The sequence below is a fragment of the Streptomyces sp. NPDC127117 genome, from assembly GCF_042677325.1.
Classification (GTDB): domain Bacteria; phylum Actinomycetota; class Actinomycetes; order Streptomycetales; family Streptomycetaceae; genus Streptomyces.
Genome location: NZ_JBHXTM010000004.1, coordinates 126,972 through 140,616 on the forward strand (window position 1 = coordinate 126,972; position 13,645 = coordinate 140,616).

The following is a 13,645-nucleotide window of genomic DNA, read 5'->3' on the forward strand; positions in this document are numbered from 1 at the left end:
CCGATGCACGACCGAACCGACGTACCCGAACAGACAGGCCCCGCGGACCGCGACCGGAACGCCCCCACCCGCTTCCCCGTCTCCGTCGACGCCGCGTTGCGCGCCGCGGGCTGGCAGCCCGGCCGCTGGGACATCCGGCAGGCCGAGGAGTGGGCCGACGCGCTGCGCTCGCACACCTCGCCCGCCGGCCATCAGCACGCGGTCTTCCCCGCGGCCGTGGAGGCGTGGGCCGAATTCGGCGGACTGCACATCACCGCGTCCGTGCCGGGCCGCCAGATCGCTCCCGCCCCGGTCCGCATCGACCCGCTGAGCGGACTTCACCTCGCCCGCACCCTCGGCGACCTCGGCCGGGCGCTGGAGACCGAGGTCAGCCCGCTGGGCGAGGAAGGGGACGGGCAGGCGGTCCTGGCGATCGACACCGAGGGCCGCGTCTACAGCATCGACCACACCGGCGACTGGTACCTCGGGCCGGACATCGACCAGGCACTGGCGACCCTGCTCGCAGGCATCCAACCGAACCGCCTCGTCTCGGACTGACCCCGCAACACCGACCGGCCGCTCGACCCCGGACAGCCCGACGATGCGGACGGGGCCGCACGGCCTCGGGTGCCCCGGCAACACGACGCGAGCCGATCGACCCCGGACAACCCCACACCACCGACCGGACCGCTCCACCCCGGACCGACCCCACACCACCGACCGGACCCCGTCTCGGGCGGCCCGACGATGCAGACGGGGCCGCACGGCCTCGGGTGCCCCGGCAACACGACGCGAGCCGATCGACCCCGGGCAACCTCACACCACCGACCGGACCGCTCCACCCCGGACCGACCCCACACCACCGACCGGCCACTCGACCCCGGACAGCCCGACGATGCGGACGGGGCCGCACGGCCTCGGGTGCCCCGACAACACGACGCGAGCCGATCGACCCCGGACAACCCCACACCACCGACCGGACCGCTCCACCCCGGACCGACCCCACACCACCGACCGGATCCCGCCTCGGGCGGCCCCGTGCCCCCGACCGGATCCCGCCTCGGGCGGCCCCGTGCCCCCGGCCGGACCCCGGCTCAGGCGGCCCCACAGGTCCGGAGTCCGGACCGCCTCGCCCCGAACCCGTGGCTCAGGCGGCCCCCGGGGCCGGCAGTACCGCCGACACCCGGAATCCGCCCGCGTCCGTCGGGCCCGAGACGAAGACCCCGCCCAGCCCCAGCACCCGCTCCCGCATCCCGACCAGGCCGTTGCCCCCGCTCGGCAGCCCGGCGTCCGCCGTGGCCGCGTCCGAGGGACCGTTCTCCACCTGCATCGCGACCTCCGCGTCGCGGTGCGCCAGCCGTACCCAGGTCTTCGCGCCCGCCGCGTGCTTGTGCACGTTCGTCAGGGCCTCCTGGACCACCCGGTACGCCGTCTGCTCGACCTCGGGCGGGTACGCGCGGGCCTCGCCGTCCACCGACAGCTCCACCGTCATCCCCGCCGCCCTGGACTCCCCCACCAGGGTCTCCACCTCGTGCAGCCGCGGCCCGTCCTCCGTGGCGGCGGCGGCTGCGGCGGCCGCGGCCTGGCCGACCGAGGCGAGCGGCACCGAGGCCGCCCGGGCCGTCACCGACTCCCCCGCCCGCAACACCCCGAGCATCTCCCGCAGCTCCGTCAACGCCTGCCGGCCCATGTCGCCGACCAGCGCCGCGTTCCGCACCGCCTTCGCCGGATCCTTCGGCGCGACGGCCTGGAGCGCGGCGGCGTGCACCACCATCAGGCTGACCCGGTGGGCGACCACGTCATGCATCTCGCGGGCGATCCGGTGGCGCTCCTCCGTACGGGCCCACTCCGCCCGTTCCTCGGCCCGGTCGGCGAGCAGCGACAGTTCCCGCTCCAGCGAGTCCGCCCGCTCCCGCAGGCTCTCCATCAGCCGCCGCCGGGCGCCTATGTAGAGGCCGAACAGCACCGGCGGCGCGGTCAGCCCGAGCGACATGAAGAGGGACATCAGCGGTACGTACCAGTCGCCGGGCCCGAAATCGGCCTGCTCGTCGACGCTCTGCCGCAGCCGTACGTAGGTGACGATGAACGTCCCCATGAAGGACATGCTCATGAGCACCGCGGTGATTCTTCGCGGCACCTCGGAGGCGGCCAGCGTGTAGAGGCCGACCAGGCCCATCAGGAAGCCCATCTCGGCGGGCGTCGTCGCGATCGCGACCAGCACCACGGCGATCGGCCACCGCCGCCGTACCACCAGCACGGCCCCCGCGAACAGCCCGAACAACACCCCCGCCGGCACCGGCAGTCCGGTGTCCCCGGCGAACTCCACCCCCTCCAGTGCGCATTCCAGCGCCGACAGGAGCGCGAGCCCCACATCCAGGGCGACACTGCGCCGCCGTTCCCACCACCAGTAGCCGCGGGTGGTCGGTCCCGCCGCTTCCCGGTCTGCCCCCGTTGCGGTCATGCCGTCCAGCCTACGGGCGGCCGCACCTCATTTTCGGGCGACCTGGACAGCACGTACGTCCGCCGAACAGAGACGGAACGACCCCTTATCGCTTGAAATGGCGAATCGAGCAGACTTTCGCACCGGACGTCCGCATTCCGCATAGCGCTCACCGCATGACGGAAATCACGGGCAAGCGCACCGACTTCGAAGATCTGCACGAATGGGTGATCGCCCCGCACCGGAAGGGCCATGGCCACCGTCAGCTCCGCGAATCGCGCCCCGGACACGACGCACGACCGGATCGGGACGGAGTCGGAGCACGCGAGAAGCGCCGCCTCAAGATCGATCGGAAGAACGCCGGGGAGAGCCACCGGGGTTACCCCGGCGGGGCGCGTTCCGAAAAGCGCCGACCTGTACCGTCGCGTCGAGGGCCGATGGTGCGGCATAGTAGGGGCTGCCTCGGTACTCGATCATCAAAATCGGGCACGGCGGACAATCCATCCCGGGTCGTCTAATGGCAGGACAAATGGTTTTGGTCCATTGAATGAGGGTTCGATTCCTTCCCCGGGAGCTTCGGTACGCGGGCCCCGACCAGCACGGTCGGGGCCCGCACCCATGTCCGCTCATCAGTGCCCCGGTATCCTTCGGGTGTCCACCACCCGAAGCCGAAGGGCATTTCCGTGAGCTCCGAACGCCCGGCAGCCGTCGTCGTCCTCGCAGCGGGTGAGGGCACCCGCATGAAGTCGAAGACCCCCAAGGTTCTGCACGAGATCTCCGGGCGGTCGCTCGTCGGACATGTCGTCACCGCCTCCCGCGAGCTGGATCCCGAGCACCTCGTCGTGGTCGTCGGCCACGGGAGTGAGCAGGTCACCGCGCATCTCACCGCCGTCGACGACCGGCTGCGGACCGCCCACCAGGCCGAGCAGAAGGGCACCGGCAACGCCGTGCGCGTCGGGCTCGACGAACTCGGCGGCACCGTCGACGGCACCGTGATCGTCGTCTGCGGCGACACCCCGCTGCTCTCCGGCGAGACGCTCACCGCACTCGCCGCCACCCACACGGCCGACTCCAACGCCGTCACCGTGCTCACCGCCGAGGTGCCGGACTCCACCGGCTACGGCCGCATCGTCCGCGACCCGGCCGACGGCGCGGTCACCGCGATCGTCGAGCACAAGGACGCCACCGACGCCCAGCGCGCGATCCGGGAGATCAACTCCGGGGTCTTCGCCTTCGACGGCCGGCTGCTCTCCGACGCCCTCGGCAAGCTCCGCACCGACAACAGCCAGGGCGAGGAGTACCTCACCGACGTCCTCTCCATCCTGCGCGAGGCCGGGCACCGGGTCGGCGCCTCCGTCGCCCCGGATCACCGCGAGATCCTCGGCATCAACAACCGCCTCCAGCTCGCCGAGGCCCGGCGGCTGCTGAACCAGCGGCTGCTGGAGCGCGCCATGCTGGCCGGCGTGACCGTCGTGGACCCGGCGTCCACGCTGATCGACGCCACCGTCACCTACGAGCGCGACGCGATCGTGCACCCGGGCACCCAGCTCCTCGGCACCACCCACCTCGGCGAGGACGCCGAGGTCGGCCCCAACTCCCGGCTCACCGACACCGTCGTCCGCGCGGGCGCCCGGGTGGACAACACGGTCGCGGACCGGGCCGAGGTCGGCGAGGGCGCGACAGTGGGTCCGTACGCCTATCTGCGGCCCGGCACCAGGCTCGGCACGAAGGCCAAGGCCGGTACGTACGTGGAGATGAAGAACGCCACGATCGGCGAGGGCACCAAGGTCCCGCACCTGAGCTACGTCGGCGACGCGACGATCGGTGACCACACCAACATCGGTGCCGCCAGCGTCTTCGTGAACTACGACGGCGTGGCCAAGCACCACACCACGATCGGCTCCCACTGCCGTACCGGGTCGGACAATATGTTTGTGGCGCCTGTCACGGTCGGGGACGGTGCCTACACCGCGGCCGGCTCGGTCATCACCAAGGACGTACCGCCCGGTTCGCTGGCCGTCGCCCGCGGCCAGCAAAGGAATATCGAGGGTTGGGTGGCCCGCAAGCGTCCGGGAAGCGGCGCCGCGCAGGCAGCACAGGCCGCCGCATCGGAGCGCGACGGCGAAAGCTGACCGGAAACAGGTACGCCGCACACGGCGTACCGTGATAGATGCTCACCCCATTTCGGCTGGCTCGTTGCACATCGGGACACATGCGTGCAGCGCCAGGAACACGTCTGAGGAGACTGTGCTGTGACCGGGATCAAGACGACCGGCGAGAAGAAACTGATGCTCTTCTCCGGCCGCGCCCACCCCGAGCTGGCCGAGGAGGTTGCGCACCAGCTGGGTGTCGGCCTCGTGCCGACGAAGGCCTTCGATTTCGCCAACGGTGAGATCTACGTCCGCTTCCAGGAGTCGGCCCGCGGCGCCGACTGCTTCCTGATCCAGAGCCACACCGCTCCGATCAACAAGTGGATCATGGAGCAGCTCATCATGCTGGACGCGCTGAAGCGCGCCTCGGCCCGCTCCATCACGGTGATCGTGCCGTTCTACGGCTACGCCCGCCAGGACAAGAAGCACCGCGGCCGCGAGCCGATCTCGGCCCGTCTGGTCGCCGACCTGATGAAGACGGCGGGTGCCGACCGCATCCTCACCGTCGACCTGCACACGGACCAGATCCAGGGCTTCTTCGACGGCCCGGTCGACCACCTCTTCGCGCTGCCGATCCTGGCCGACTACGTCGGCGCCAAGGTCGACCGCACGAAGCTGACGATCGTCTCGCCGGACGCCGGCCGGGTGCGGGTCGCCGACCGCTGGTGCGACCGTCTGGACGCCCCGCTGGCGATCGTGCACAAGCGCCGTGACAAGGACGTCGCCAACCAGGTGACCGTCCACGAGGTCGTCGGCAATGTGAAGGGCCGGGTCTGTGTCCTGGTCGACGACATGATCGACACCGGCGGCACGATCTGCGCCGCCGCCGACGCCCTGTTCGCGCACGGCGCCGAGGACGTCATAGTGACCGCAACACACGGTGTGCTCTCGGGTCCGGCCGCGGACCGGCTGAAGAACTCCAAGGTCAGCGAGTTCGTCTTCACGGACACCCTGCCGACCCCGGGCGAGCTGGAGCTGGACAAGATCACGGTGCTCTCGATCGCGCCGACGATCGCGCGCGCGGTGCGCGAGGTCTTCGAGGACGGCTCGGTCACCAGCCTCTTCGAAGAGCAGTAGGAGCAGCGGCTCCGAAGATCCACTTTGGGGACGGCCTCCCCGCCGGGTAGACTCAGCGAGTTGCTCGGCGAGGGAGGCCGTACTCATGTGTACGGCGGTCCGTTATCGACGCGCTCTTCGTAGCAGGCCTGTCGTGGGCCGGGTGACCGTCCAAGTTTCGTCACCTTACGAGGAGTGCAGTCATGGCTGAGGTCAAGCTCGCCGCCCAGGTCCGTACCGAGTTCGGCAAGGGCGCCGCCCGTCGCACCCGCCGCGCCAACCTGGTCCCCGCCGTCGTCTACGGCCACGGCGCCGAGCCGGTCCACGTCACCCTGCCGGGTCACGAGCTGATGATGGCGCTCAAGACCGCCAACGTCCTGATCGGCCTGGAGATCGACGGCAAGGACGCCCTTGTCATCCCGAAGGCCGTGCAGCGCAACCCGCTCAAGGGCGACATCGAGCACGTCGACCTGCTGACCGTCAAGCGTGGCGAGAAGGTCAACGTCGAGATCGCCGTGCACGTCGAGGGCGACCTGGCCCCGGGCGGCAACCTGCTGGAGTACGTGCAGAACACCCTGCTCGTCGAGGCCGAGGCCACCCACATCCCCGAGTCCGTCACGGTCTCCGTCGCGGGCCTGGACGCCGGTGCGTCCATTCTCGCCAAGGACATCCCGCTGCCCAAGGGCTCCGTGCTCGCCGGTGACGAGGACGCCGTGGTGCTCCAGGTCGTCGCCGCGCAGGCCGAGGAGCCGGCCGCCGACGCCGCCGAGGCCGAGGGCGCCGAGGCCTGAGCCTCGCCCGCACTGCTCGACTGACGGGGCGGCGGTTCCTTGTACGAGGACCCGCCGCCCCGTTCCCCTGTGATCAGCCGTTCCGCCAATCAGCCGTCGCCCGCGAGGAGACCGAGAGAGATGTCCGACGCCACCGACCCCTGGCTCATCGTGGGCCTCGGCAACCCCGGCCCCGAGTACGCGGCGAACCGGCACAACGTCGGCTTCATGGTGGCCGACCTCCTGGCCGAGCGGATCGGCGGGAAGTTCAAGCGGGCGCAGAAGGCGCAGGCGCAGGTGGTGGAGGGCCGCATGGGTCCTCCCGGGCCGGCGAACCGCCGGGTGATCCTGGCCAGGCCGATGTCGTACATGAACCTCTCGGGCGGCCCGGTCACGGCGCTGCGCGACTTCTACAAGGTGCCGACGGACCACATCGTGGCGATCCACGACGAGCTGGACATCGACTACGGGGCGCTCCGGCTGAAGCTGGGCGGTGGCGACAACGGGCACAACGGGCTCAAGTCGATGACCAAGGCGATGGGGGCGGACTATCACCGGGTCCGGTTCGGGATCGGACGGCCGCCGGGGCGGATGCAGGTCGCGGACTTCGTGCTGAAGGACTTCTCGTCCGCCGAGCGCAAGGAGCTCGGGTATCTGGTGGACCGGGCGGCGGACTCGGTGGAGTGCCTGCTCGCGGAGGGGCTGGAGCGCGCGCAGAGCGCGTACAACTCCTAGCGCCGCTCGGCTCGCGGCGGCTCGTACATCTCTGACATTCCTGCCGGTACCTCGGCGATTTTCGGCCACGAGTTGACCGGTGGTGCCGGTCTGCCCAAGGATCGCTCCCCATGAAGCGGAGCTCCTCCAACCGCGCCCTGGTCTACGCCCGCAACGCCGCCATGGGCTGTGTCGTCCTGTTGCTGCTGGTGGCGGGTGTGCTGTCGTCCTGGGACGAGGCTCACCACATCGTTCTGGCCAAGGGCCGTGAGCACGGCACGATGACCGTGACCGGTTGTGGCGCCGATGTCTGCACGGGTCCGTTCGCGCCCTCGGGGCAGGCCGCCGCACGGAGCAGGGTGACGATCGACAAGTCCGTCGCGGCGCGGCGGGGTGACCGGTTCCCCGTGGTGATCAAGCCGGGTACGGACGATGTGGTGCGGACCGGGACGCCGGGGTTTCTGCATGCCTGGGTGCCGCTGGGCGGTGCGTTGTTGCTGGCGGGGCTGGTGATCGGTGGTGGTCTGCGGCTGTCGCGGACCGGTTGGGGTACCGGGATCGCGGGTGCGGCCCTGCTCGTGGCGACGTTCATCGCGCTGTGAGCGGGGCCGCGCCCGCGTTCCCGTGGGCTGTCAGCCGGTGTTGCGCAGGCCCGCGGCGACACCGTTCACGGTGAGCAGCAGGGCCCTGGCGAGCAGCGGGTCGGCTTCCTCGCCGCGTGCCGCGGCTTCGCGCTGGCGGGCCAGCAGCGAGACCTGGAGGTAGGAGATCGGGTCCAGGTAGGCGTCGCGGATGGCGAAGGTCTGCTGGAGCACCGGGCTGGTGCCCAGCAGTTCGGTGGAGCCGGTGACCTTGAGGACTTCCTGGACGGTCAGCGCGTGCTCGGCCTCGATGGCGTCGAAGACGTGCTTCAGCTCGTCGGGGACGAGCGTGTCGACGTAGTGCCGGGCGATCCGCAGGTCGGTCTTGGCGAGGGTCATCTCGACGTTGGAGAGGAAGTTCCGGAAGAAGTGCCAGTGCTCGTGCATTTCGTCCAGGACGGTGTCGAGACCGGCCTCGCGCAGTGCCTTGAGCCCGGAGCCGACGCCGTACCAGCCGGGGACGATCTGGCGGGACTGGGTCCAGCCGAAGACCCACGGGATGGCCCGCAGTCCGTCGAGCGAGACGCCCGAGCCGGGGCGGCGGGAGGGCCGCGAGCCCAGGTGCAGGTCGGCGAGCTGGTCCACCGGCGTGGAGGCGAGGAAGTACGTCGGCAGGTCCGGGTCCTCGACCAGCTTGCGGTACGCGGCGTGCGCGGCGTCGGAGACGGTGTCCATCGCGGCGTCCCAGCGGGCCAGGGCCTCGTCGGACTGGCGGGGTGCGGTGTGCAGCGCGGAGGCCTGGAGCGTGGCCGCGACGGTCAGTTCCAGGTTCTCCCGGGCGAGGGCCGGGATGAGGTACTTGTCGGAGATGACCTCGCCCTGCTCGGTCACCTTGATCTCGCCCTCCAGGGTGCCCCAGGGCTGGGCGAGGATCGCGTCGTGCGAGGGGCCGCCGCCGCGGCCGACGGTGCCGCCGCGGCCGTGGAAGAGCCGCAGCCGTACGCCGTAGCGGTGGGCGACGTCGCGGAGCCGGCGCTGGGCGCGGTGGATCTCCCACTGGGAGGTGGTGATGCCGCCGAACTTGGAGGAGTCGGAGTAGCCGAGCATGACCTCCTGGACGTCTCCGCGCAGGGAGACGAGGCGGCGGTAGGAGGGGTCGGCGAGCATCTCGTCGAGGATGACGTCGGCGGCGCGCAGCTCGTCGGTGGTCTCCAGGAGCGGCACGATGCCGATCTTGGCCCAGCCGCCGTGCAGGTCGATCAGTCCGGCTTCGCGGGCCAGTACGGCTGCGGCGAAGACGTCGTCGGCGCCCTGGCACATCGAGATGATGTAGGACTCGATGACTTCGGGGCCGAAGCGTTCGAAGGCTTCCTTGACGGTGTGGAAGACGCCGAGGGTCTTCTCGCCGGCGGCGTCGAGCGGGGCCGGGGTCGGGGCGAGCGGGCGGCGGGAGCGGAGTTCCTTGGCGAGGAGCTTCTGCCGGTAGTCGCGGGGCATGTCGGCGTAGCGCCAGGATTCCTCGCCGAGCCGGTCGAAGAGCTGGCCGAGGGCGTGGTGGTGGGCGTCGGCGTGTTCGCGGACGTCCATGGTGGCGAGCTGGAGGCCGAAGGCGGAGAGCGTACGGATGGTGCGGTCCATCCGGCCGTCGGCGAAGAGTCCGCCGCGGTGCTCGCGCAGTGAGGTCTGGATGAGTGCCAGGTCGGCGATGAGTTCGGCGGTGCCGAGGTAGTCGCAGCCGGGGCGGTGGGGGGTGCCGGAGGCGAGGCGCTCGCGGGTGTTGACGAGCTTCTGCCGGATGCAGGTCGCCTTGAGCCGGTAGGGCTCCTCGGCGTTCAGCCGCTTGTAGCGCGGGCTGATCTCGGGGAGGCGTTCCAGGTCGGCTTCGAGCGAGGTCAGCAGCTCGTCGGTGGCACCGGTGTAGCGGATGGAGTTGGAGAGCAGTCCGCGCAGGTGGTCGATGAGTTCGAGGGCGTCGGTGATGCCGTGCTCGTGCTGGAGGATCAGCACTTCCCAGGTGACGGCGGGCGTCACGTTGGGGTTGCCGTCGCGGTCGCCGCCGATCCAGGTGCCGAAGGTGAGGGGGCGGGTGCCCGCGGGCAGTTCGACGCCGACGCGTTCGAGCTCGGCGGCCAGGTCCTCCAGTACGTCGCCGACCGCGTTGGCGTGCAGTTCGTCGAGGTAGTAGATGGCGTTGCGGGCCTCGTCGGCCGGCTCGGGGCGGACCACGCGCAGTTCGTCGGTCTGCCAGATGAGGTCGATGTTCTCGGCGAGGCGGAGGTCCTGGCGGCGCCGGTCGGCGTCGACGACGGGGGTCTCCAGGAGCGCGGCGATGCGGCGGAGCTTGTTGAGCACGGAGCGCCGGGCGGCCTCGGTCGGGTGCGCGGTGAAGACCGGTCGTACGTTGAGGTTCTTGACGGTCTCGCGCAGGTGGTCGGGGTCGGCGTCCTTGAGCCGGTCGGCCGTCCGGGCGAGGAGGCCGCCCTCGGCGGCGCGGCGGTCGCGCATCTCGTGGGCGCGGTGGACCTGCTCGGTGACGTTGGCGAGGTGGAAGTAGGTGGAGAAGGCGCGCACGAGCTGCGCGGCGGTCTCCAGGTCCGTTTCGCCGAGAAGCTGGGCCGCGGCCTCGCCGTCGGTGCGGGTCAGGGCGCGGACCCGCTCGACGAGGTCGAGGAGGTCCTGACCCTCCTGGCGTACGAGGGTCTCGCCGAGGAGGTCGCCGAGGCGGCGGATGTCGGCGCGCAGCTCGGGGCTGGCGGCAGGGGTCTGGTCGGCACTGCTCACAGTGTGCGGCTCCTTGCAGTGGTTGAGCACGGGGGTCTCCGGGGCCGCGGCAGGCAGCGGTGCTGACGCCACCCCGGGAAAGCAGAGTGCGGACCGCGCTGTCCGACCCCACCAGGATAGGTGTCCACGCCGTCGGCGCCGCTCCCGGCCCGATCGGGATTCCGCTCGATGGGCGGTCCGCCGCGCTCTCGTGCGGTGGGCCTTCCCGCTGCCATACTTACGTCGCCGTAGGTTACGGAAGCGTAGCCAGAGCTATCCGTCGTACTCCTCATCCCCAGGGGAACCCCCATGAACACCAGCACCGCTGCGATCGACGACGCCCAGCCATCGGCGGCCGACGGTCGCGACCTTCCCTCCGCCACGCTCGGCGGGGACAACAAGCGGTCGATCGAGCAGATCGCGCTGCTGCTGTTCATCGTGGTGCCGTTCGTGGCGCTGGTCGCGGCGGTGCCGCTGGCCTGGGGCCGCGGTGTGAGCTGGCTCGATCTGGGTCTGCTCGTGGCGATGTACTTCATCGGCTGCCACGGCATCACGATCGGCTTCCACCGCTACTTCACGCACGGCTCCTTCAAGGCGAAGCGCCCGCTCCGCATCGCCCTGGCCGTGGCGGGTTCGCTGGCCGTGGAGGGTCCGCTGGTGCGGTGGGTGGCCGACCACCGCAAGCATCACCGCTTCTCCGACGCCGAGGGCGACCCCCATTCGCCGTGGCGTTTCGGTGAGAGCCTGCCCGCCCTGATGAAGGGCCTGTGGTGGGCCCACATCGGGTGGATGTTCGACGAGGAGCAGACTCCGCAGCAGAAGTACGCACCCGATCTGATCAAGGACCCGGCGCTGCGCGGCGTCTCCCGCCACTTCCTGACCCTCACGATCGTTTCGCTGGCGCTGCCGCCGCTGGTCGGCGGTCTGGTGACGATGTCGTGGTGGGGTGCGGCGACGGCCTTCTTCTGGGGCTCGCTGGTCCGGGTGGCCCTGCTGCACCACGTCACCTGGTCGATCAACTCGATCTGCCACGCGGTCGGCAAGCGCCCCTTCAAGTCCCGCGACCGGTCCGGGAATGTGTGGTGGCTCGCGGTCCTGTCCTGCGGCGAGTCCTGGCACAACCTGCACCACGCCGATCCGACGAGTGCCCGGCACGGTGTGATGCGGGGGCAGGTCGATTCGAGTGCCCGGCTGATCCGCTGGTTCGAGATGCTGGGCTGGGCGCACGATGTGCGCTGGCCGGACTCCGCCCGGATCGAGTCCCGCCGGATCGGCTCCCGGCGCGACCCCGAGCGTGCCGACGCGGCATGATTGACGACGTGGCGACCGACTCCAGCAGCAGCAGCGAGAAAAACCGTCCTTCCTCTTCCACCCGGCGTACCCGTCGGGTGCGGATGACCGGCAAGGAGCGCCGCGAGCAGTTGTTGGACATCGGCCGTACGCTCTTCGCCGACAAGGGCTTCGAGGGCACCTCGGTCGAGGAGATCGCGTCCCGCGCCGGTGTCTCCAAGCCGGTCGTGTACGAGCACTTCGGCGGCAAGGAGGGCCTGTACGCCGTCGTGGTCGACCGCGAGATGCGCCAGCTCCTCGACATGGTCACGAGCGCGCTGACCGCGGGCCACCCGCGCGAGCTCCTGGAGCAGGCCGCGTTCGCCCTGCTGGACTACATCGAGACGTACACGGACGGCTTCCGCATCCTGGTCCGCGACTCCCCCGTGGCCCAGTCGACCGGCACCTTCGCCTCTCTCATCAGCGACATCGCCACCCAGGTGGAGGACATCCTGGGCCTGGAGTTCAAGGCCCGCGGCTTCGACCCGAAGCTGGCCCCGCTCTACGCGCAGGCGCTGGTCGGCATGGTCGCCCTGACCGGCCAGTGGTGGGTGAACGCCCGCAAGCCGAAGAAGTCGGAGGTCGCCGCCCATCTGGTGAACCTGGCCTGGCACGGCCTGGAGAACCTGGAGGCGAAGCCGAGGCTGATAGGGCACCGCAAGAGCTGAGCGGGGGCCGGCAGGTCACTCCACCGGTTCCAGGAACTCCAGCCGGTTGCCCACCGGATCGTGGCTGTGGAAGCGCCGGTGCCCCGGCAGGCCGCCGTCCCACCGCACTTCGGCGCCCCGCTCCTCCAGCCGGGCCGCGTACGCCTCGATGTCCGTGACGCGCAGCCCCGGGTGGGCCTTCTTCGCCGGGCGGAAGTCCTGCTCGATGCCCAGGTGGAGCTGGACCGGGCCCGCCTGGAACCAGCAGCCGCCGCGGGCCGCGAGTACCGGGGGCTTGGGCATCTCCGTCATGCCGAGGATGTCGGCGTAGTAGGCGCGCAGGGCGTCCTCGGAACCCTCCGGGGCGGCGAGCTGTACGTGGTCGACGGCGGCGATCATCACTTCTCCTTGCGGGCCACGGCGAAGATGCGGCGGAACGGGAAGACCGTGCCGTGCGGGCCCCGGGGGTAGGCGGTGCGCAGCAGGTCGCGGTATTCGGTGAGGAACGCCTCGCGGGCCCCGGGGTCGTCTGCCAGGGCGGTCAGGACGGGGCGCAGGCCGGTGCCCTTCACCCAGTCGAGCACCGGGTCCGGGCCGTGCAGCAGGTGCAGGTACGTGGTCTCCCAGACGTCCGCCGTGATGCCGGGGGCGGTCAGCGCGTCGAGGTAGGCGGTGGGGGTGAGCACCGCGTCGGCGTGGCGCAGTTCGCCGCCCAGGCGGTCGCGCCAGCGCGGGGATCCGGCGAGTTCCCGCATCAGGACGTGGCTGGGCCGGTCGAAGTTGCCGGGGACCTGGAAGGCGAAGGTGCCGCCGGGGGTGATCGCGTCCAGCCAGGCGGGGAAGCGGTCGGCGTGGCCGGGAACCCACTGGAGCAGGGCGTTGGAGACGATCAGGTCGTGGGGTTCGGCGGGGGTCCAGGTGGTGGCGTCGGCCTCGGTGAAGTCCAGGTGGGGGCCGGCGTGGGCGCGGGCCCGTTCGAGCATCTGCGGGGAGTTGTCGTAGCCGGTGATGCGGGCTCGGGGCCAGCGGTCGGCGAGCAGGACGGTGACGTTGCCGGCGCCGCAGCCGAGGTCGGCGATCCGGGGTTCGGGGGCGGCCGGGAGCTCGGGGACGCGGGCGAGGAGGTCGAGGAAGGGACGGGTTCGGTGGTCCGCGTGGCGCAGATACTGCTGCGGATCCCAGGTGGGTGCGGTCATGGGTCCAGGATCACGCCGAAAAT

At 70.9% G+C, this 13,645-nt stretch carries 12 protein-coding genes and 1 tRNA gene; 9 read left to right on the forward strand and 4 right to left on the reverse strand.

Annotated elements, in window-relative coordinates:
• The first annotated feature begins 3 nt into the window (after window positions 1-3).
• A complete protein-coding gene (locus ACFVH0_RS05545) occupies window positions 4-537 on the forward strand; it encodes an SUKH-3 domain-containing protein (RefSeq protein ID WP_385818171.1) in 534 nt (177 codons plus the stop codon).
• 589 nt (window positions 538-1,126) lie between these two features.
• Here the strand turns inward: ACFVH0_RS05545 and ACFVH0_RS05550 are convergent.
• On the reverse strand, window positions 1,127-2,440 hold the full coding sequence (locus ACFVH0_RS05550; RefSeq protein ID WP_385818172.1) for a sensor histidine kinase: 1,314 nt from the start codon (window positions 2,438-2,440) through the stop codon (window positions 1,127-1,129).
• 482 nt (window positions 2,441-2,922) lie between these two features.
• Here ACFVH0_RS05550 and ACFVH0_RS05555 point away from each other — a divergent pair.
• The 6 genes from ACFVH0_RS05555 to ACFVH0_RS05580 all read left to right on the forward strand — a co-directional run bounded on the left by ACFVH0_RS05555 (window position 2,923) and on the right by ACFVH0_RS05580 (window position 7,711).
• A tRNA-Gln gene (locus tag ACFVH0_RS05555) sits at window positions 2,923-2,993 on the forward strand.
• 109 nt (window positions 2,994-3,102) lie between these two features.
• Window positions 3,103-4,551, forward strand: a complete 1,449-nt coding sequence (gene glmU / locus ACFVH0_RS05560) for a bifunctional UDP-N-acetylglucosamine diphosphorylase/glucosamine-1-phosphate N-acetyltransferase GlmU (protein ID WP_385818173.1) — start codon at window positions 3,103-3,105, stop codon at window positions 4,549-4,551.
• Between the two features lie 120 nt (window positions 4,552-4,671).
• Window positions 4,672-5,646, forward strand: coding sequence for a ribose-phosphate diphosphokinase (locus ACFVH0_RS05565; protein WP_030926792.1), 975 nt, complete (start codon window positions 4,672-4,674; stop codon window positions 5,644-5,646).
• A 182-nt stretch (window positions 5,647-5,828) separates the two neighbouring features.
• On the forward strand, window positions 5,829-6,416 hold the full coding sequence (locus tag ACFVH0_RS05570; RefSeq protein WP_385818174.1) for a 50S ribosomal protein L25/general stress protein Ctc: 588 nt from the start codon (window positions 5,829-5,831) through the stop codon (window positions 6,414-6,416).
• 120 nt (window positions 6,417-6,536) lie between these two features.
• Entirely contained in the window at window positions 6,537-7,130 is a 594-nt protein-coding gene (pth, locus tag ACFVH0_RS05575; protein WP_259933959.1) for an aminoacyl-tRNA hydrolase, read from the forward strand.
• A gap of 110 nt (window positions 7,131-7,240) precedes the next feature.
• Window positions 7,241-7,711, forward strand: a complete 471-nt coding sequence (locus tag ACFVH0_RS05580; protein WP_385818175.1) for a hypothetical protein — start codon at window positions 7,241-7,243, stop codon at window positions 7,709-7,711.
• A 30-nt stretch (window positions 7,712-7,741) separates the two neighbouring features.
• Here the strand turns inward: ACFVH0_RS05580 and ppc are convergent, their stop codons facing one another.
• Window positions 7,742-10,471, reverse strand: coding sequence for a phosphoenolpyruvate carboxylase (ppc, locus tag ACFVH0_RS05585; RefSeq protein ID WP_385818176.1), 2,730 nt, complete (start codon window positions 10,469-10,471; stop codon window positions 7,742-7,744).
• Between the two features lie 288 nt (window positions 10,472-10,759).
• Between ppc and ACFVH0_RS05590 the strand changes: the two genes are divergently transcribed.
• Window positions 10,760-11,761: an acyl-CoA desaturase gene (locus ACFVH0_RS05590; protein WP_385818177.1), complete on the forward strand. Its 1,002-nt coding sequence runs from the start codon at window positions 10,760-10,762 to the stop codon at window positions 11,759-11,761.
• The gene (locus ACFVH0_RS05595; RefSeq protein WP_385818178.1) at window positions 11,758-12,447 is read left to right on the forward strand and encodes a TetR family transcriptional regulator; all 690 of its coding nucleotides are present in this window, start codon (window positions 11,758-11,760) and stop codon (window positions 12,445-12,447) included. The genes ACFVH0_RS05590 and ACFVH0_RS05595 overlap by 4 nt, the downstream gene beginning before the upstream one ends.
• Before the next feature lie 15 nt (window positions 12,448-12,462).
• On the opposite strand, the gene ACFVH0_RS05600 is transcribed toward ACFVH0_RS05595, so the two are convergent.
• Window positions 12,463-12,825: a VOC family protein gene (locus ACFVH0_RS05600; RefSeq protein WP_385818179.1), complete on the reverse strand. Its 363-nt coding sequence runs from the start codon at window positions 12,823-12,825 to the stop codon at window positions 12,463-12,465.
• Window positions 12,825-13,622: a trans-aconitate 2-methyltransferase gene (locus tag ACFVH0_RS05605; RefSeq protein WP_385818180.1), complete on the reverse strand. Its 798-nt coding sequence runs from the start codon at window positions 13,620-13,622 to the stop codon at window positions 12,825-12,827. Before ACFVH0_RS05605 ends, ACFVH0_RS05600 begins: the two co-directional genes overlap by 1 nt.
• Window positions 13,623-13,645 lie beyond the last annotated feature (23 nt).

Bases quoted from the DNA above. Each gene is read 5' to 3' on its own strand.
- ACFVH0_RS05545 (WP_385818171.1), top strand. From the start codon at position 4: ATGCACGACCGAACCGACGTACCCGAACAGACAGGCCCCGCGGACCGC.
- ACFVH0_RS05550 (WP_385818172.1), bottom strand. From the start codon at position 2,440: ATGACCGCAACGGGGGCAGACCGGGAAGCGGCGGGACCGACCACCCGC.
- ACFVH0_RS05570 (WP_385818174.1), top strand. From the start codon at position 5,829: ATGGCTGAGGTCAAGCTCGCCGCCCAGGTCCGTACCGAGTTCGGCAAG.
- pth (WP_259933959.1), top strand. From the start codon at position 6,537: ATGTCCGACGCCACCGACCCCTGGCTCATCGTGGGCCTCGGCAACCCC.
- ACFVH0_RS05580 (WP_385818175.1), top strand. From the start codon at position 7,241: ATGAAGCGGAGCTCCTCCAACCGCGCCCTGGTCTACGCCCGCAACGCC.
- ACFVH0_RS05590 (WP_385818177.1), top strand. From the start codon at position 10,760: ATGAACACCAGCACCGCTGCGATCGACGACGCCCAGCCATCGGCGGCC.
- ACFVH0_RS05595 (WP_385818178.1), top strand. From the start codon at position 11,758: ATGATTGACGACGTGGCGACCGACTCCAGCAGCAGCAGCGAGAAAAAC.
- ACFVH0_RS05600 (WP_385818179.1), bottom strand. From the start codon at position 12,825: ATGATCGCCGCCGTCGACCACGTACAGCTCGCCGCCCCGGAGGGTTCC.
- ACFVH0_RS05605 (WP_385818180.1), bottom strand. From the start codon at position 13,622: ATGACCGCACCCACCTGGGATCCGCAGCAGTATCTGCGCCACGCGGAC.